This window comes from Sulfitobacter profundi, from assembly GCF_042661425.1.
GTDB classification, from domain to species: domain Bacteria; phylum Pseudomonadota; class Alphaproteobacteria; order Rhodobacterales; family Rhodobacteraceae; genus Sulfitobacter; species Sulfitobacter profundi.
On record NZ_JBHSWA010000001.1, the window covers coordinates 1,072,957 to 1,090,629 of the forward strand.

At 62.3% G+C, this 17,673-nt stretch carries 15 protein-coding genes and 2 pseudogenes; 11 read left to right on the top strand and 6 right to left on the bottom strand.

Annotation, left to right across the window (positions count from 1 at the left end; translation table 11 throughout):
- Positions 1-55 precede the first annotated feature (55 nt).
- Complete coding sequence (locus ACFQAU_RS05640) at positions 56-934, bottom strand: RNA polymerase factor sigma-32 (protein ID WP_067626281.1); 879 nt, start codon at positions 932-934, stop codon at positions 56-58.
- 98 nt (positions 935-1,032) lie between these two features.
- Between ACFQAU_RS05640 and cobU the strand changes: the two genes are divergently transcribed.
- The 4 genes and pseudogenes from cobU to ACFQAU_RS05660 all read left to right on the top strand — a co-directional run bounded on the left by cobU (position 1,033) and on the right by ACFQAU_RS05660 (position 4,466).
- Positions 1,033-1,554, top strand: a complete 522-nt coding sequence (gene cobU, locus ACFQAU_RS05645; protein ID WP_132444778.1) for a bifunctional adenosylcobinamide kinase/adenosylcobinamide-phosphate guanylyltransferase — start codon at positions 1,033-1,035, stop codon at positions 1,552-1,554.
- Complete coding sequence (locus tag ACFQAU_RS05650; RefSeq protein ID WP_120350142.1) at positions 1,551-2,132, top strand: histidine phosphatase family protein; 582 nt, start codon at positions 1,551-1,553, stop codon at positions 2,130-2,132. Before cobU ends, ACFQAU_RS05650 begins: the two co-directional genes overlap by 4 nt.
- A gap of 218 nt (positions 2,133-2,350) precedes the next feature.
- Complete coding sequence (locus ACFQAU_RS05655) at positions 2,351-2,881, top strand: glutathione S-transferase family protein (RefSeq protein WP_386281098.1); 531 nt, start codon at positions 2,351-2,353, stop codon at positions 2,879-2,881.
- 69 nt (positions 2,882-2,950) lie between these two features.
- Positions 2,951-4,466, top strand: a pseudogene (locus tag ACFQAU_RS05660) (YifB family Mg chelatase-like AAA ATPase).
- Here the strand turns inward: ACFQAU_RS05660 and ACFQAU_RS05665 are convergent.
- The 4 genes from ACFQAU_RS05665 to rsmI form a co-directional block, all read right to left on the bottom strand.
- The gene (locus tag ACFQAU_RS05665; protein WP_132444783.1) at positions 4,429-5,346 is read right to left on the bottom strand and encodes an alpha/beta hydrolase; all 918 of its coding nucleotides are present in this window, start codon (positions 5,344-5,346) and stop codon (positions 4,429-4,431) included. The pseudogene ACFQAU_RS05660 and the gene ACFQAU_RS05665 overlap by 38 nt on opposite strands.
- The gene (gene gshB, locus ACFQAU_RS05670; RefSeq protein WP_067941500.1) at positions 5,343-6,278 is read right to left on the bottom strand and encodes a glutathione synthase; all 936 of its coding nucleotides are present in this window, start codon (positions 6,276-6,278) and stop codon (positions 5,343-5,345) included. Before gshB ends, ACFQAU_RS05665 begins: the two co-directional genes overlap by 4 nt.
- Positions 6,279-6,382: 104 nt before the next feature.
- A complete protein-coding gene (locus ACFQAU_RS05675; protein ID WP_067941502.1) occupies positions 6,383-6,760 on the bottom strand; it encodes a YraN family protein in 378 nt (125 codons plus the stop codon).
- A 46-nt stretch (positions 6,761-6,806) separates the two neighbouring features.
- Positions 6,807-7,664: a 16S rRNA (cytidine(1402)-2'-O)-methyltransferase gene (gene rsmI / locus ACFQAU_RS05680; protein WP_120350138.1), complete on the bottom strand. Its 858-nt coding sequence runs from the start codon at positions 7,662-7,664 to the stop codon at positions 6,807-6,809.
- Between the two features lie 87 nt (positions 7,665-7,751).
- Here rsmI and ACFQAU_RS05685 point away from each other — a divergent pair, with 87 nt between their 5' ends.
- The 4 genes and pseudogenes from ACFQAU_RS05685 to murJ all read left to right on the top strand — a co-directional run bounded on the left by ACFQAU_RS05685 (position 7,752) and on the right by murJ (position 14,047).
- Positions 7,752-8,933, top strand: a complete 1,182-nt coding sequence (locus tag ACFQAU_RS05685; RefSeq protein WP_132444787.1) for a penicillin-binding protein activator — start codon at positions 7,752-7,754, stop codon at positions 8,931-8,933.
- A gap of 1 nt (position 8,934) precedes the next feature.
- Positions 8,935-11,714: pseudogene (locus tag ACFQAU_RS05690) on the top strand ([protein-PII] uridylyltransferase).
- Positions 11,715-11,842: 128 nt separating this feature from the next.
- Entirely contained in the window at positions 11,843-12,394 is a 552-nt protein-coding gene (locus tag ACFQAU_RS05695; RefSeq protein WP_240791594.1) for a CHAP domain-containing protein, read from the top strand.
- A 111-nt stretch (positions 12,395-12,505) separates the two neighbouring features.
- On the top strand, positions 12,506-14,047 hold the full coding sequence (gene murJ, locus ACFQAU_RS05700; RefSeq protein ID WP_132444791.1) for a murein biosynthesis integral membrane protein MurJ: 1,542 nt from the start codon (positions 12,506-12,508) through the stop codon (positions 14,045-14,047).
- On the opposite strand, the gene ACFQAU_RS05705 is transcribed toward murJ, so the two are convergent.
- A complete protein-coding gene (locus tag ACFQAU_RS05705; protein WP_386281106.1) occupies positions 14,044-14,676 on the bottom strand; it encodes a rhomboid family intramembrane serine protease in 633 nt (210 codons plus the stop codon). The two genes, murJ and ACFQAU_RS05705, sit on opposite strands and share 4 nt — an antisense overlap.
- A 128-nt stretch (positions 14,677-14,804) precedes the next feature.
- Between ACFQAU_RS05705 and trpS the strand changes: the two genes are divergently transcribed.
- From trpS to ACFQAU_RS05720, 3 genes are all read left to right on the top strand, one after another.
- Positions 14,805-15,821 (top strand): tryptophan--tRNA ligase, encoded by a 1,017-nt coding sequence (gene trpS, locus ACFQAU_RS05710; RefSeq protein ID WP_132444795.1) that lies wholly within the window; start codon positions 14,805-14,807, stop codon positions 15,819-15,821.
- Between the two features lie 105 nt (positions 15,822-15,926).
- Positions 15,927-16,397 carry a VOC family protein gene (locus ACFQAU_RS05715; RefSeq protein ID WP_132444797.1) on the top strand — a complete coding sequence of 157 codons (471 nt, stop codon included), beginning with the start codon at positions 15,927-15,929 and terminating at the stop codon, positions 16,395-16,397.
- A gap of 163 nt (positions 16,398-16,560) precedes the next feature.
- Positions 16,561-17,667 carry a class II histone deacetylase gene (locus ACFQAU_RS05720; RefSeq protein WP_132444799.1) on the top strand — a complete coding sequence of 369 codons (1,107 nt, stop codon included), beginning with the start codon at positions 16,561-16,563 and terminating at the stop codon, positions 17,665-17,667.
- Positions 17,668-17,673 lie beyond the last annotated feature (6 nt).

Here is a 17,673-nt window from a genome sequence, read left to right on the forward strand (position 1 = left end):
ACCTTAATCCGGGGCGGCGAAATCTGCCAGCCCCGGTGGGCATCGCTGTAGGGGGTCAGGCGAGAAAGGCAAAAACCTCGCGCGATTGCAGTTCAAGCGACTTGCGCATTTTGCCAAAGGCCGCGGCCTCAAGCTGGCGCACCCGCTCTTTGCTGAGGCTCAGCTCATCCCCGAGGCTCTCCAAGGTGCGGGCAGGGTCGCGCAATTTGCGCTCGCGCACGATGAACTGCTCCCGTTCGGACAGCCCCTGCATGGCCGTCAGCAGCCAGTTGCGCAGTTGCGCGGTGTCGTGGCTTTCTTCGACACGTTCCGCGGCCTGCGCGCTTTCGTCGGCCAGCGCTTCGATCCACTCGCGGCCTTCGTCCTCAGCCGATTGCGTGGCGTTCAGCGAATAGTCAGAGCCCGACAGACGCCCTTCCATCATCTCGACATCATGCAACGGCACGCCGATCTCGGTCGAGATCATCTGGCGCAGCTGGTGCTTGTCCAATGTCTCGCCCATGGCCGTGGCCTCACGCTCCAACCGGGCCTGCACGCGGCGCATGTTGAAAAACAGGGATTTCTGCGAGGAGGTCGAACCGGTCCGTACCATCGACCAGTTGCGCATCACATGATCCTGAATGCTCGCCTTGATCCACCAGACCGCATAGGTCGAGAACCGCACGCCGCGGTCGGGGTCGAATTTGTCGGCGGCTTTCATCAGGCCCAGACCAGCCTCTTGGATCAAATCGTTCATCGGCGCGCCGTAGCGCTTGAACTTGCCCGCCATTGAGATCGCCAAACGCATGTAGGCGGTGATCAAACGATGCAGAGCGGCCTCATCCCGCTGATCACGCCACGCATAGGCCAATTCCAACTCTGTCTCGGCGTCGAGCAATTCGGCCTTCATTGCGGTGCGGGTGAGTGAAAATTCGCGAGCGGTCTGCAATGACATTTGGTATCCCCCTTGAGAAATGCGTGGCGCACCTTGTGATGGGCCGTTGGTGGAGATACGCAGAGACATGCCATTTGGTTCAAATATTTGGTGAGAAGATGTTGCCTAGAACTACCTTTGCCCTAGGCGGGGCGGCCTCGGGCAAGTCGGAATGGGCTGAGAGCCTCGTAAATTCCTACGGTTTGCCAAAGACTTACCTTGCCACCGGACGCATTTGGGATGACGAAGTTCAAGAACGCGTGAAAAAGCATCAAGCAAGACGTGATGCAGGATGGCGCACCGTTGAATGCCCGCTCGATCTGGCCGAACCGCTGGCGAAATTGCCCGCAGGCGAAATCGTGCTGATCGACTGCGCGACCATGTGGCTTAGCAATCATTTGATGGAAGACAGCGATCTAATGACCGCTCAGGCACAGCTTTTGACGGCTCTACAAGCCTGTGCCGCGCATTGGGTCATCGTCTCGAACGAGGTCGGCCAAGGCATCGTGCCCGAGAACGCTATGGCGCGGCAGTTCCGCGAGGCGCAGGGGCGGCTCAACATCGCCTTGGCCGCCGAGGCGGACACCGTGGTGCAGGTCGTCGTTGGCCTGCCGCAACTGCTGAAAGGGGAAATGCCATGACCATCTGGCACTGGGTGCGCCACGGCCCGACCCATGAGAAAAACTTCGTCGGTTGGCGCGATGTCCCGGCCGACCTTTCCGATGCCCCCCGTCTGGCACGTTTGAACCTGCACCTGCCTGATGACGCGCTGCTTGTGTCCTCGGACCTGATGCGCGCGGTGGATACGGCGGATGCGCTCGCCCAGCCCAAGCGCCGCCGCCTGCCCCATGAACACGGGCTGCGCGAACTGCATTTCGGCGCTTGGGACGGGCTGCATTTTTCCGAAGTTGCCGCGCGTGACCCCGACCTCAGTCGCGCCTATTGGGAGACGCCCGGCGATGTCGCGGCCCCCGAAGGGGAAAGCTGGAACCAGACCAAGGCCCGCGTCGACCGAGTGGTGGCACGGATCAACGCGGCCCACCCCAACGCCCATGTGATCGCAGTGGCGCATTTCGGGGTGATCCTCACGCAGGTCCAACAGGCCCAAGGCGGCGGCCCGCTTGAGGCGATGGCCCATAAGATCGACAATCTCTCGGTCACGCATTTGGTACATGAAAGCGGCACTTGGCGGATCAACGGCATTAATCACACGCCCTAGCCTGCACCGCCGCACAAAGGGCTTTGCTTGGCGACCTGCTTCTGCCTAATTTCGCCTATGACATATGATCTTTATATCGGCGATCGCACCTTCTCCAGTTGGTCCCTCAGGGGATGGCTGATGCTTGAGAAATTCGGTCTGCCCTATCGCGCGCATCTGGTCGGCCTCTACAGTGGGACCATGGCCCAAGACCTTGCCCCCTCGCCCCGGCGCGTTTGGTGCCTGCCCTGCGTCTGCCCGACGGCACCGTGGTGGGAGAGACGCTGGCCATGGCCGAAACGCTGGCCGAACGGCATCCCGATGCCGGGCTCTGGCCCGCCGATCCAGCCGCACGCGCCACGGCGCGCTGGCTATGTGCTGCGATGGCTTCCGGCTTCGGCGCGCTGCGCGGAGCCTGCCCGATGCAATTGCAACATGTGTGGGAAGGGTTCGACCCGGATGCCGACACCCGGCAAGACCTAGAGCGCATCGAAGACTTGTGGCGACATGCCCGCAGCCAATCGCGCAGCGCAGGGCCGTGGCTTTTCGGGGCCTACTCGCTCGCTGACGTATTCTATGCCCCGGTTGCCGCGCGGATCGTCGGCTATGACCTGCCTGTCTCGGCTGATGCGCGGGCCTATTGCGACGCCACAATCCATGATCCGGCCTTCAAAACATGGCGCGCTGCCGGGTTGGAAACCGCGTATGAGCCGTTTCCCTATGAGCTTGGTTTGCCCAAACGGGACTGGCCCGTCGCTAAGGCGGCCTAAGACCTGCATTAACCATTCCTAAACCCGTCTTGCCTATCGATTAACCATAGCAAGGCGGGAGAGTAGGCAATGGTATCGCGGGCCTATACGGTCGCATTCCAGGGGTTGAGGCGCGCATTGTCGAGGTGCAATGCGCGGTCACTGCGGGCCTGCCCGGTTTCTCTATCGTCGGACTGGCGGACAAGGCCGTGTCAGAAGCGCGCGACCGGGTGCGCACCGCGCTCAGCGCCATGGCCATCGCATTGCCGTCAAAACGCATCACCGTGAACCTCTCCCCAGCAGACCTGCTCAAGGAGGGCAGTCACTTCGACCTGCCCATCGCACTGGCACTTCTGTCAGCACTCGACATCCTGCCGGAAGACATCACCCAGAATGTGGTCGCCTTGGGAGAGCTTTCGCTCGACGGCACGCTGATGCCGGTCGTCGGTGCCCTCCCCGCGGCGATGGCTGCCGCCACCCACGACCGCAGCCTTCTATGCCCCGCAGGATCGGGAGCAGAGGCCGCTTGGGTCGGCAACACACAGATCATCGCCGCGGCCAATCTAGGCGACGTTGTTCGCCACTACACAGGCCAAGTGCCAATCACCCCCGCAGAGCCGGGGGAAGTGCCATTGACTGCGGCAGGCCGCGATCTACGCGAAGTCAAAGGTCAGGAACGCGCCAAACGCGCGCTGGAAATCGCCGCCGCCGGACGGCACCATTTGATGTTGGTCGGCACGCCGGGTTCGGGCAAATCCATGCTGGCCGCACGGCTGCCGGGCATCCTGCCGCCGCTCACAGCGACCGAGGCGCTGGAGACGTCGATGATCCACTCCCTCGCCGGGCTTCTGGATGAGGGGGCATTTCCCGCAGCCGCCCCTTTCGCGAGCCGCATCACACGGCCTCGATGGCCGCGATCATCGGCGGCGGACGCCAAGCACGACCGGGTGAGGCATCCCTCGCGCATAATGGCGTGCTGTTCATGGATGAGTTTCCAGAGTTCAATCGCACGGTCCTCGAAACCCTGCGCCAGCCAATCGAGACTGGCGAGGTCATGATCGCGCGCGCCAACGCCCATGTGAAATACCCCTGCCGCTTCATGCTGGTGGCCGCAGCAAACCCGTGTAAATGCGGTTATCTGCCCGATCCGGCCCGCGCCTGCGCCCGCGTCCCGGCCTGCGGCGAAGACTACCTAGGCCGCATTTCGGGCCCGCTGATGGACCGTTTCGACCTGCGTGTCGACGTGCCGCCCGTCAGCTACAGTGACCTCAACCTGCCCGCCAACGGAGACACCTCTGCCGAGGTTGCGGCAAGGGTCGCTGCCGCGCGGGCGCTCCAATCAACCCGCTACGCCCAGCATGACGGCATATCGGCCAATGCCGACGCGGCGGGGGAATTGCTCGAAACAGTCGGCAGCCCGGATGCGGAAGCGCGCGACCTGCTGCTGCGTGCGGCTGAACGGTTTTGCCTCTCCGCGCGTGGGTATCACCGGGTCATGCGCGTGGCCCGCACCATCGCCGATCTCGAGGGCGCCGCCGAGGTGCGCCGCCCCCATATGGCCGAAGCGATCAGCTTTCGCCTGCCCGACCTGGCGGCAAGGCGTTGATCCACCCGGCCAGGGTCGCAAGGGTCTCCCGCGCCTCCGGCAGGTGGTTTTGGAACAGCGGCCAAACATGCGGCAGATCATGGACCTCTTGAAAGGTGACCGGCACCTGCGCGTCGCGCAAACGGGCCGCCAAGCGGCGGCTGTCGTCGCGTAGGATTTCGCTGTCACTTACGGTAAGCCAGACCGGCGGCGCCCCATTGAAATCCGCGAGGATTGGACTTGCCCGCGGGCTCTCTGCGCTCTGCCCCCGCAGATATAGCCGCGCCATCTCTGCCGCGCGGGCGGCGGGCAACAACACGTCACTTTCGGCATTCTGCGTGAAGCTCGCGCCGGAAAAGGTCATGTCCAACAAGGGGGAAAGCCCGAAGACGCCCGCAGGCAGCGCCGCGCCTTCGCGGCAAAGCTCCGCCAAAAGATCAAAGACCAAAGCACCGCCCGCGCTGTCGCCGCCAATCACGATGTCCCGCGCGGCGATGCCTGTCCGACACAGCGCGTCCCAAGCCGCGCGGATGTCTTCCGCAGGTTTGGGAAAGGCCGCCTCCGGCACCCGCGCATAGCGCGGCAGCACCGCCTGCGCGCCCGTCAGCAGCGACAAACGCGCGACCATGGCACGGTGGGTTTCCGGGCTGCCGAAAACAAATCCACCGCCATGGATGTAGAGGATCACGCGACCATTCGAGGGGCCCTGTGGCGTAAGCCAAAGCGCCGAACCCGCCCCCGGCAAGCCCCGCCATTCGGCAGAGACATCGCCCGGCCCTTTGAAAAAGAGCCGCGCCTGCATCTCCATCGTGGCCCGCAGCATTTGAGGGTTTGCGCGCGCCAACAAAGGCTTCTCTGTCAGACGCAGGCAGCGGTTCAAAAGTTGCTGGCGCAGGCTCACCCGCGGCGGGCCTCGATCGCCTCCCAGATTTTGCCGGCGATATTCTCGCCGTCGAACCGTTCCAGTTCCTGAATGCCGGTGGGAGAGGTCACGTTGATTTCGGTCAAATAGTCGCCGATGACATCGATACCGACGAAGACCTGACCCTTTTCTTTCAGCAATGGGCCAATGGCGGCGCAAATCTCCAGATCGCGCTCGGTCAACCCGACCTTCTCTGGTCGCCCGCCGACATGCATATTCGACCGCGTTTCGCCTTCCGCCGGTACGCGGTTGATCGCGCCTACTGGCTCCCCGTCCACAAGGATGACGCGCTTGTCGCCTTTCGACACGGCAGGCAGGAATTTCTGAACGATCAGCGGCTCCCGAGAGAAACCGGTGAATAGCTCATGCAACGAGGTAAGGTTGCGGTCATTGGCATCCAGCCGGAACACCCCGGCGCCGCCATTGCCATAGAGCGGCTTCAAGATCACATCGCCGTGCTTCGCCTTGAAGGCTTTGATGGTCGATAGATCCCGCGCAATGGTGGTGGGCGGCGTCAGGTCGGGGAAATCGAGAACCAAAAGTTTCTCGGGATAGTTGCGCACCCAGAAGGGATCGTTGACCACCAATGTGGTGTCTTTCAGCCGGTCCAGCAAATGGGTCGAGGTAATGTAGTGCATGTCGAAAGGCGGGTCTTGGCGCAGCCAAACCACGTCGAAATCGGCCAGATCGACCTCTCGCTCCTCTCCGAACTGGGCATGATCGCCCTGCACGCGCTGTACGGTAAAATCATAGCCCCGCGCGGTGATCCGCCCCTCTTGGTACGCCAGATGATCGGGTGTGTAAAAGAACAGCTCATGCCCCCGCGCCTGCGCTTCTTCAGCCAGCCGAAAGCTGCTGTCGGCGTTGATGTTCACGTCCCCGATCGGGTCCATTTGAAAGGCGATTTTCATCGGCGTCCCCCGCTGCTTACCTTGTCGTGATCCGACCCGGACCGACGGTGCAGGCGTTTGGGATCGCTTCTTAGATGGCGCAGCAGGGGCCTATGCGCAATGGGTCAGCCGTAGCCAAAAGCGTTTTCGATGATTTCCGTGGCTCCCTGCCCATCGACAAGCGCCACGTCAAAGCGCACTTCGGTCAGGCTGCCAGCAGGTTCACCGGCAAGGAATTCTTCGGCAGAGCGGTAAATGCGTTGCATCTGTCGGGCGGAGAGGCTTTCAGCGGCACGCGCGAAACTTCGGCTTTGCTTCACTTCGACAAAGATCAGGGCAGCCCCATCGCGCAGGATCAGGTCAATCTCTCCGGCGCGGCCACGCCAGCGGCGGCGCGCGATGGCAAAGCCGCGTCTTTCGTAGTCTTGCGCGATCCTATTTTCGGCTGCGATCCCGGCATGATAGGCCATGCGGCCCCGTTGGCGTTTGGCCGCAGTTCGCATCATTCCTGTGTCACCCTGCGCCATGTTCGTTACTCCGACCGTTGTCCTAACCTTTGCCGAGCGCCAATGCCGCCTGATAGACTTGCCGCCGTGGCAGGCCATGGGCCTGCGCCACCAAATCGACAGCGTCACGCATCGACATCTCTTTAAGCGCCCGTTGCAAATCTGTTTCTAGGTCAAGGTGATTAACAGACTCTGAACGGCTTCGATCAATAAGAACGACCACTTCGCCTTTTGGCGATTGGCCCTGATAGGTCTCTGCAAGGTTTTCAAGCGTATCGCGTTGAATCTCTTCGAACTTCTTGGTCAACTCTCGGCACATGGCTGCTTTACGCCCCGCGCCCAGCGCGGTTGCCGCATCGCGCAGCATGGCCCCAAGCCGTTTGGGTGATTCGTAAAATACCAAGGTTCCCGGCACGTCGCGCAGCTTTTCCAGCGCCGCGATCCGTGCGGATTTACTATTGGGCAGGAAGCCTGCGAAGAAGAACGCATCCGTCGGCAGGCCGCCCAGCGCCAGCGCGGTCAGCACCGCCGAGGGCCCCGGTGCGCAGGTCTGCATCACCCCCGCCTCGGCGGCGGCACGGCTAAGCTCGAAGCCCGGATCGGCGATCAGGGGCATGCCCGCCTCTGACGCATAGGCGACCGATTTGCCCTCACGGACCGCCGCGATAAGCCGCTCTTGCACGGATGGGCCGCTGTGGTCGTGCAGGGCGATCACCTTGCGTCCATTAAGCGGCACCCCGTGGATTTCCATAAGCCTGCGCAGGCTGCGCGTGTCTTCGGCCGCCAGCAGATCCGCCGCGGCGAGCGTGTCCAGCGCACGCAGCGTGATATCGCGTGCGGTGCCGATTGGGACGCCCACGAAATAAAGTCCTGGGGCTAGATCTGTCTTGAGGAATTTCAACGCTGGACCCGCCTTTCGCAGTGACTATGATCTCGGCCATGTTCCGGCGACCGTCGTCGTCTTGCCACCACCGGGGAGTGAATACAAATGATTGCCTGTTTCCGAGCCTTCCGCAAGAAGATGCACCTGCTCTTATTGCCTCTATTCGCGGTCCTGCTGGCGGCCTGTCAGCCCGTCGCCATCGGCGGCGCCAATTCCGGCGGCCCGCGCATTGACCCCTCTGCCCCCGTTCCTGTCGCGCTTTTGGTGCCGCGCGGTGGCTCTGCTAGCGATGAGTTGCTGGCCAAAAACCTTGAGAATGCAGCGCGTCTTGCGATGCGCGACCTTGGCGGCGTCGAGATTGACCTGCGCGTCTATGGCACCGCGGGCAACGCCAGCAAAGCCGCTGCCGCTGCCTCTCAGGCGGTGAATGAAGGGGCCAAGATCATCCTCGGGCCGGTTTACGGCGAGGCGGCCAATGCGGCCGGCGTGGCGGTGGCCTCTTCCGGGGTCAATGTGATCTCTTTCTCGAACAACCCGACCATCGCGGGCGGCAATGTCTTCGTGCTTGGGCCGACCTTTGCCAATACCGCCAACCGTTTGGTGAGCTTTGCCAAGCGCAATGGCAAAGACAAAATGGTCGTGCTGCATGGTCAAGACCTTGCCGGTCAACTGGGCCGTGATGCGATTGTTCAGGCGATCAGCGCCAATGGCGCAACACTGGCGGGCACCGTGGATTACGCGTTGAGCCAAGAGTCGGTCGTGGCTGCCGTGCCGCGGGTCAAGGCGACGATCGAAGGCAGTGGCGCGAATGCGCTGTTCCTCACAACGTCCTCGGCCAGTGCCCTGCCACTTTTCGCAGAGCTGCTGCCCGAAGCTGGGATCCAATCGGCGACCACACAATATGTCGGCCTGACCCGTTGGGACATCCCGCAGCAAACGCTGGCCCTACCCGGCGTGCAGGGCGGCTGGTTTGCCCTGCCAGACACAGCGGCAAGCGGTGCCTTCTCCAACCGCTACAAAGCGGCCTATGGCAGCGACCCCCATCCTTTGGCCGGGCTGGCCTTCGACGGGATCGCGGCGATCGGGTCCTTGGTAAAGAGCGGCAAATCCAACGCGCTTTCCGGTGCGGCCCTCACCCAAGGGGCGGGTTTCCAAGGGGCCAGCGGCATCTTCCGTCTGCGCCGCGATGGCACCAATGAACGTGCGCTGGCCGTGGCCACGATCCGCAACAACCGGGTTGTCGTGCTAGACCCAGCGCCGCGCGGCTTTGGCGGGGCTGGTTTCTGAATTGGACCTCGCGAAACCGACAACAACATCAGGCGCGCGTCGACACCCGCGCCTGATTTGCGCGCCCGAACAAATCTTTGACGATACAGCCGTCTGGCAGGCCCTTTCGCAACGCGATAGCACGCTGGAAGGTGCCGCGCTGCGGGCCGAGATCGTCCCCCTCATCCAAGAAGCCCAGCAGGCAGGCCGCAAGGCAATCGCCGCGGGCTTTGCGGAATCGCCCTTTGATGCGCGGGCGATGACCTCTTCCTACACCTATCTTACCGACCAACTGCTGCGCTGCGTCTTGCAGATCGCCACGCAGGCTCTGCACCCCAATCCGAACCCGACCGAGGGTGAACGGCTCGCCATGATCGGCGTGGGCGGCTATGGCCGGGGAGAGATGGCGCCCTTTTCCGATGTCGATCTGCTTTTCCTCATCCCCTACAAGGCCACCGCTTGGTCGGAGAGCGTGATTGAATCGATGCTCTATATCCTGTGGGATTTGAAGCTGAAGGTAGGTCACGCCACCCGCACCATCGAAGATTGCCTGCGGCTTGGGGCCGATGACTACACCATCCAGACCGCTCTGCTGGAAAACCGGTTCATCGATGGCGATCTCACCCTCGCCCAAGAGCTTTCCGAACGCCTTAAGAACGACCTCTTTTCGGGCGCCGGGAAGGATTTCATCGAAGCCAAGCTGGAGGAGCGCGACAACCGCCACCTGAAACAGGGTGAGCGCTATATGGTCGAGCCCAACGTCAAGGAAGGCAAAGGCGGGCTGCGCGATCTGCATTCACTCTTTTGGATTGCCAAGTTCATCCATGACGTGGACCGGGTCGCCGATCTGGTCGATCTCGGTGTCTTTCGCGCCGATGAATACGACACCTTCCGCGAGGCCGAGGCCTTTCTCTGGGCCGTGCGCGGGCATCTTCACCTGATTGCAGGTCGCGCGACGGAACAGTTGACCTTTGACATGCAGGTGCAGGTTGCCCAAGCGATGGGCTATCAGGATATCGGGGGCCGGCGGGGCGTCGAGATCTTCATGCAGGCCTATTTCCGCCACGCAACGGCTGTGGGGGATCTGACCCGTATCTTTGTCAGCGGGCTTGAAGCGTCGCATATGAAGGCCGAGCCGCTGCTGGAGCGCATCTTTCGCCGCCGCCCGAAAATGCGCGAAGGATTTCAGGTGGTCCACAACCGCATCGCGCTAAAAGACGACCAAGAGTTTCTGCAAGACAAGTTGAACCTGCTGCGGATCTTTGAAGAAGCGCTGCGCACGGGGATGCTGATCCACCCGGACGCAATGCGGCTGATTAAAGCCAACCTCGCGCTGATCGACGATGACATGCGCCGCACACCCGAGGCGCGGCGCATCTTCCTTGATCTGCTGTTGAAACACGGCAATCCCGAACGCTCCCTGCGGCGGATGAACGAATTGGGCGTCTTGGGCGCCTTCATCCCTGAGTTTGAGCCCATCGTGGCGATGATGCAGTTCAATATGTACCACTCCTACACCGTGGACGAACATACCATCCAGTGCATTGCCAACCTCGCCCGGATCGAAAAAGGCGAGCTGGAAGAAGAACTGCCCGTTGCCTCTTCGATCCTGAAGCGCGGGGTCAATCGCAAGGTGCTTTATGTGGCACTGCTGCTGCATGACATCGGCAAAGGGCGACCCGAGGATCATTCGATCATCGGCGCGAAACTCGCGCGGCGCATCGGCCCGCGGCTGGGGCTGAAACGCGATGAGGTCGATACCGTGGAATGGCTGGTGCGCTATCACCTTCTGATGTCTGACATGGCCCAGAAACGTGACATCGCCGATCCGCGCACGGTGCGCGATTTTGCCAAGGCGGTACAGACGGTCAAACGGCTCGACCTGCTCTGTGTGCTGACGGTCTGCGACATTCGCGGCGTCGGGCCGAACACGTGGAACAATTGGAAAGCGGTGCTGATCCGGGCCCTCTATCGCCAGACCGAGCGGGCACTTGAAACCGGGCTTGAAGATCTCAACCGCGAGAACCGGGGGCGGAGGCCAAGAAAGCCCTGCGCGCCGCGCTTTGCGACTGGCCGCGCAAGCTTTTGCAGCAAGAGACCGCCCGCCACTACCCGCCCTATTGGCAGGGTCTGCATGTCACCGCCCATGTCGCCTTTGCGGAACTGCTGCGCGACATCGGCAACGATGATATCCGCATCGACCTGCACCCGGATGAGGATCGCGGTGCCACCCGCGCCAGCTTTGTCATGGCCGATCATCCGGGCATCTTTGCTCGGCTTGCGGGGGCGCTTGCACTGGTCGGGGCCAATGTCGTCGACGCGCGCAGCTATACCACCAAAGACGGTTTCGTGACCGATGCCTTCTGGATTCAGGACAGCGAAGGCAACGCCTATGAAGCTTCGCGTCTGCCGCGCCTGCGCGACACGATCGAAAAGACCCTCCGCGGTGAAATCGTCGCCCGCGATGCGCTGAAATCGCGCGATAAGGTCAAGAAACGCGAACGCGCTTTCAAGGTGCCGACCCATATTACTTTCGACAACGAAGGGTCTGAAATCTATACGATCATCGAGGTCGACACCCGCGACCGGCCCGGCCTTCTTTATGATCTGACCCGCACCTTGGCTGGCTCGAACGTCTATATTGCCAACGCCGTGATCGCGACCTTTGGCGAGCAGGTGGTCGATACCTTCTACGTCAAAGACATGTTCGGCCTGAAATACTACACCGAGGCCAAGCAGCGGACCTTGGAAAAGCGCTTGCGCGAAGCGATTGCCGCAGGGGTTGAGCGGGCCGAGGGCTAGGGTTCCTTCGGCACGCTTTGACTGGCAAAATCCCGCCACCCTCTATTTCCGCGCTTTGCTTTTGACATGGGATCCTCAAAATCCCTTTCAACCCGGCAGAAGCGCGGGATTCCATGAATGAGGGACATATGAGCGTCAAACGCGCAGCACTGCCGAACCGGGGCCTGATGGCCCTTTGCGCCACACTTCTTTTGACGGCAGCCTGCGCCAAAGCGCCTGACATCCCGCAGCCCTATGATTTCTCAGGAATAGATCCGCAGCGCCATTTCATGGCCGTGCAGACAGCCCAAGACATGCGCGCCAAGGGCCAGCGCGTTTGGTGCGTGCCCTTTGCCCGCAATGTCAGCGGCATCCAGATTCGCGGCAATGCGGAAACGTGGTGGGACAAGGCCAAGGGGCTTTATCCGCGCGGTGATGAGCCGGTGGTCGGTGCCGTTATGGCGTTTAGCGGGACCAGCTCGTTGCCGATGGGGCATATCGCTGTGGTTTCCGATGTCGTCTCGCCGCGCGAAATCCGGGTGGATCACGCCAATTGGAAACGCAATCAAGTCTCGCTCAAGATGGCGGTGATTGATGTGTCCAAGGCCAACGACTGGTCTGCCGTGCAGGTTGAAAGCCAGCCCGGCGCCTTTGGCAGCACCTATCCGATCAATGGGTTCATCTACCCCACCGGGGGATAAGCGCCACCTTGCCATAGCCAAGGGGCTAGCCTTCCGGCACCGCTCACCGCGATTGCACCGGGTAAGCGCCCGCGCTAGGGATCACCTCAGCGCAATTTAAGGCACCTTTTGATGAAACCTATCCGTCTTATGTCCGGCTTTTTCACTGTCGGTGTTTGGACCCTGCTGAGCCGCGTGCTCGGCTTCCTGCGCGAAGTACTGCTTCTGTCGCTCATTGGCCCCGGCCCGGTGATGGACGCTTTCGTGGCCGCTTTCCGCCTGCCCAATATGTTCCGCCGTTTCTTTGCCGAGGGCGCGTTCAACGCTGCCTTCGTGCCTATGTTCGCGAAAAAGCTGGAGGGCGAGGAAGGTGCTGGTAAGTTCGCCCGTGACGCCTTCAACGGGTTGTCACTGGTGGTGCTCGCGCTGACCGCTTTGGGCATGATCTTCATGCCCGGTCTGGTCTGGTTGACCGCCGAAGGTTTCGTCGGAGACCCCCGGTTTGACATGACGGTCGCCTTTGGCCGCATCGCCTTCCCCTATATCCTGTGCATGTCGCTCTCGGCGCTGTTCTCGGGCATTCTCAATGCTACCGGGCGCTTTGCCGTGGCCGCCGCCGCGCCGGTGTTGCTGAACATTTTTGTCATCGCTGCCATGACATTCGCCGCCCTCACCGGGGGCGATGTGGCGCTTTGGCTGATCTGGTCGATCCCAGTGGCTGGCGTGGCCCAACTGGCGCTGACATGGCGCGCTGCGGCTGAGGCGGGCTATCCGCTGCGGCCCACGCGGCCCCGCTGGACTCCCGACATGCGGGCGATGATCGTCATCGCCCTGCCCGCCGCGCTGGCCTCAGGCGTCATGCAGATTAACCTCGTGGTCGGGCAGCTGGTCGCCAGTCAATATGACAAAGCCGTCTCATGGCTCTTTGCCGCAGACCGTCTGTACCAATTGCCCTTGGGCGTTGTGGGCATCGCCGTGGGCATCGTGTTGCTGCCCGACCTGTCGCGCCGCTTGCGGGCCGGCGACAACGATGGGGCACAGACCGCCCTCAGCCGGGCAGCTGAAATCTCGCTCGCGCTGACCATTCCTTCGGCAGTGGCCCTGATGGTCATACCCTTCGCGCTGGTCACTGTGTTGTTCGAGCGCGGCGCCTCTGGCGTCGATGACACCGCAGCGATTGCCACAGCGGTGATGATCTACGGTCTCGGCCTGCCATCCTTCGTGCTGCAAAAGATCCTGCAACCGGTCTATTTCGCCCGCGAAGACACCCGCCGCCCCTTCTATTTCGCCGTGGTCGCTATGGTGGTGAACGCCGCCCTCGCCGTTGGTCTTGCGCCCTTCATCGGCTGGATCGCCCCGGCGGTTGCGACCACGCTGGCAGGCTGGACGATGTTTGCCTGCCTTGCCATCGGCGCGCGGCGTTTCGGGGATGCGGCAAAGTTCGACGCGCGGTTTCACAAACGCATCTGGCGTATCCTCATGGCCTCTGCCGTGATGGGGGTCGCCCTCTGGTTGGGCAACGCCGCCCTGCAACCGATGCTGGGCCTGCCATGGTGGCGTGGGCTGGCGCTGGTGATGCTTCTTGCAATTGCCGCGATCAGCTACTTCGGCATCGGCCAATTGATCGGCGCCTTCCGCCTGTCCGAGTTCAAATCCGCAATGCGGCGCGGTTAACGCTGCTGCAACCGCGCCCTCAGTCGCGCCCATTCACCGGGCGCGACCAAAAAGCTCAGGCCAAAACCACAAAAGAACCCGGCCAACTCGGCGACCCACAAAAAGCCGGTCTCAAAAAAGATGCCCCAGAAAAGCTGTAGCCCCATCAGCAGAGCGATCAGCGTGAACGCCTGATACTGCGGCCCGCCCGAGCCAAGCAACCGCCGCCACATCACGAAACTATAGCCGCCAATCAGCCCATAAACATTTGGATAGGCGCCCGCCAACCAAACCGGGTCGTTCAACAGCACGCCATAAACCAACGCCCCGCCGATCCCCGACAGCACAAAGATCACCAGAAAGGCCATCTGCCCCATCGCCTCGGCCACCAACTTGCCCAGCGCCAACAACAGCACGACGGCAAAGATCGCATGGGTAAAGCCCAGATGAATGAACGGATAGGTCACCACCCGCCAGATATGCTCAATCGGGTACTGGCCCGCCCCGATCATCGCGTCAAAGATCAGCCCCGAAAAGCCAAAGTCGCGCACCAGCGCCAGCCGCCAGCCTACGGCAGCGGGGCCACCGACCAGCCCAGCCTCTGCCAAGGACAACACCACCTCAACGCCAGTAATGGCTAAAAACAACACGACAACCACTGGCGGCAACGGGTTCACGGGGGCTGGATATCAGGGTCTTGCATGGGCGCTCCTTGACGGGGTTCGCGGCCAGAAGTAAGCCTGCCGCGCAAGACTTTCCAGCCCAGAGGTGCCGCCCGATGTCCGAGACCCAATTCACCCCGCGCGTGTTTTCCGGCATTCAGCCCTCGGGCGACCTGCATCTGGGCAACTATCTGGGGGCGCTGAAGCGCTTCGCCGATGCACAGGAAAAGGGCGTGCAGTCGATCTATTGCATGGTCGACCTGCACGCGATCACGGTCCCGCAAAAGCCCGAAGACCTCAAACGCAGCACCCGTGAACTTTGCGCCGGCTTCATCGCTTCGGGCATCGACCCGGAAAAGTCCATCCTGATCAACCAAAGCCAAGTGCCCGAACACGCGCAACTGGCTTGGATTTTCAACTGCGTCGCCCGCATGGGCTGGATGGGCCGCATGACCCAGTGGAAAGACAAGGCCGGCAAGAATGCCGAGGCCGCCTCGCTGGGCCTTTTCGCCTACCCCGCGCTGATGGCCGCCGACATCCTGATCTACCACGCCACCCATGTGCCGGTGGGCGAGGACCAGAAACAGCACCTCGAATTGACCCGCGACATCGCGGCCAAGTTTAACCACGACTATGGCGTCGATTTCTTCCCCCTCACCGAACCAGTGATCGAAGGCGCGGCCACCCGCGTCATGTCCCTGCGCGACGGATCAAAGAAAATGTCGAAGTCCGATCCTTCGCCCGCCAGCCGCATCAACCTCACCGACGATGCCGACACGATCGCCAAGAAATTCCGCAAGGCCAAGACCGACCCCGACGCTCTGCCGTCCGAGGCCGAGGGCCTGAAGGACCGCCCCGAAGCGCGCAACCTCGTGAACATCTACGCCGCCCTCAGCGACCAGACCATCGATCAAGTCTTGGCCGAAGTCGGCGGCCAGCAGTTCGGCACCTTCAAACCCGCGCTGGCGGAACTGGCTGTATCCAAAATGGGCCCGATCACCACCGAAATGCAGCGCCTGATGGCCGATGAGACCGAGATCGACCGCATCCTCGCCCGGGGCGCGGAACAGGCCCGCGAAATCACCACCCCGATCCTCAAGCGCACCTATGAGATCGTCGGCATGGTCGGCTAACAGACCGGGGCTGCGCGCAATGCCGCACAGCCCCCTTGCTCTCCTGCGCAATTGCGCCTGCCCCCTCTCGCTGCCACCTTGACTGGAAAGCGAAAGGACCAAGCGATGAACCACGCAACCGTCGGCCATATACACCTCAAGGTCGCTGACCTTGACCGCGCCATTCATTTTTACGGCGACTTGCTGGGCTTTGCCGTGACCCAACGCTACGGCGATCAGGCTGCGTTTCTGGGCGCGGGCGGCTATCATCACCACATCGGGCTGAACACATGGGAAAGCGCGGGCGCCACACCGCCGCCGCCGGGCCATACCGGTCTTTACCACAGCGCCTTTCTCTACCCCGACCGGCAGCAGCTCGCGCGCGCCCTGCGCCGGGTGCTTGAGGCTGGCATCACATTGGACGGCGCCGCCGATCACGGCGTCAGCGAAGCGGTCTACCTGCGCGATCCCGACAACAACGGTGTTGAATTGTACCGGGACCTTCCCCAAGCCGACTGGCCGCGCGATGCGCAAGGCGACCTCAAAATGGTCAACTCCCCACTCGATGTCGCCGCCCTACTGGCCGAGGCAAACTGACCGCAACGCCGCTGTCAGAGCCCCCTCCCTTCCCCCTTCATCCTTTTCCAAATACCGAATCCCGCACCCACCCCACACACCACCGCCCGCCTGGGCCCTGCCTGCCATGGACAAACCCGCAGCCCTGCGCCACGTTCCCCGCAAGGATGAAGGGGATCACACGATGACCACAGGTTTTTTCTGGGACGAACGCTGCTTCTGGCACGCAGGCGGGAACTACGCCTTTACCATGCCGGTCGGCGGGCTGGTGCAGCCCCTCGCGGCAGGCGGCCTGCCGGAAAACCCCGAAACCAAGCGCCGCATGAAGAACCTCATGGAGGTGACGGGCCTGTTCGCCGAACTCGATACCCGCAGCGCCGCCCCGGCCAGCCGCGAAGCGCTGGCACGGGTGCATCCCGAAAGCTACCTTGATGAATTCAAGCGACTCTCTGATGCAGGCGGCGGAGACTTGGGCCATGCAGTCCCCTTCGCCCGCGGCGGCTATGAATTGGCCGCGCTGTCTGCCGGGCTGGCCATCGCCGCGGTCGACGCCGTGGCATGCGGCGATCTCGACAATGCCTATGCCCTCAGCCGCCCACCGGGGCATCACTGCCTGCCCGATCTCCCCAATGGGTTCTGCCTGCTGGCCAATATCGCCATCGCCATCGAGGCCGCACAGGCCAAGGGGCTGGCCAAGCGCGTGGTCGTGCTGGATTGGGACGTGCACCACGGCAATGGCACCGAGGCGATCTATTATGACCGCGATGACGTGCTGACGATCTCTCTGCACCAAGAAGGGAATTACCCCATCGACACGGGCGCGCTGGCAGATCGCGGGCGGGGTGCTGGCGAAGGCTATAACATCAACCTGCCGATGCACGCGGGCTCGGGCCACACCGCCTACCTACACGCGATGGACCGCGTGGTGATCCCGGCGATCAAGGCTTTCGCCCCCGACATGATTATCGTCGCCTGCGGCTATGACGCGGCAATCGTCGATCCACTGGCCCGAATGCAGGCCACCGCCGCCACCTTTGCCGAGATGACCAAGCGCATCCGTGATACCGCTGATAAGGTCTGCGATGGCAAACTGGTCCTCGTGCACGAAGGCGGCTATTCCGAAGCCTATGTCCCCTTCTGCGGCCATGCCACGATCGCCACTTTGGCGGGCAGCAAGATCGATGCCCCCGACCCAATGGCCCGTGCCTTGCACGCCCGCCAACCCTCGCCTGCCTTTGACGCCTTCCTGCGCCAGTCGATTGACGATATGGCGCGGCAACTGGACCTGTAAGAGACT

Excerpts from the sequence above, each read along its gene's own strand:
- ACFQAU_RS05715 (WP_132444797.1), top strand. The coding sequence starts at position 15,927 with ATGAACCACGCAACCGTCGGCCATATACACCTCAAGGTCGCTGACCTT.
- ACFQAU_RS05650 (WP_120350142.1), top strand. The coding sequence starts at position 1,551 with ATGACCATCTGGCACTGGGTGCGCCACGGCCCGACCCATGAGAAAAAC.
- ACFQAU_RS05685 (WP_132444787.1), top strand. The coding sequence starts at position 7,752 with ATGATTGCCTGTTTCCGAGCCTTCCGCAAGAAGATGCACCTGCTCTTA.
- trpS (WP_132444795.1), top strand. The coding sequence starts at position 14,805 with ATGTCCGAGACCCAATTCACCCCGCGCGTGTTTTCCGGCATTCAGCCC.
- ACFQAU_RS05720 (WP_132444799.1), top strand. The coding sequence starts at position 16,561 with ATGACCACAGGTTTTTTCTGGGACGAACGCTGCTTCTGGCACGCAGGC.
- cobU (WP_132444778.1), top strand. The coding sequence starts at position 1,033 with ATGTTGCCTAGAACTACCTTTGCCCTAGGCGGGGCGGCCTCGGGCAAG.
- ACFQAU_RS05675 (WP_067941502.1), bottom strand. The coding sequence starts at position 6,760 with ATGCGAACTGCGGCCAAACGCCAACGGGGCCGCATGGCCTATCATGCC.
- ACFQAU_RS05640 (WP_067626281.1), bottom strand. The coding sequence starts at position 934 with ATGTCATTGCAGACCGCTCGCGAATTTTCACTCACCCGCACCGCAATG.
- gshB (WP_067941500.1), bottom strand. The coding sequence starts at position 6,278 with ATGAAAATCGCCTTTCAAATGGACCCGATCGGGGACGTGAACATCAAC.
- ACFQAU_RS05695 (WP_240791594.1), top strand. The coding sequence starts at position 11,843 with ATGAGCGTCAAACGCGCAGCACTGCCGAACCGGGGCCTGATGGCCCTT.
- murJ (WP_132444791.1), top strand. The coding sequence starts at position 12,506 with ATGAAACCTATCCGTCTTATGTCCGGCTTTTTCACTGTCGGTGTTTGG.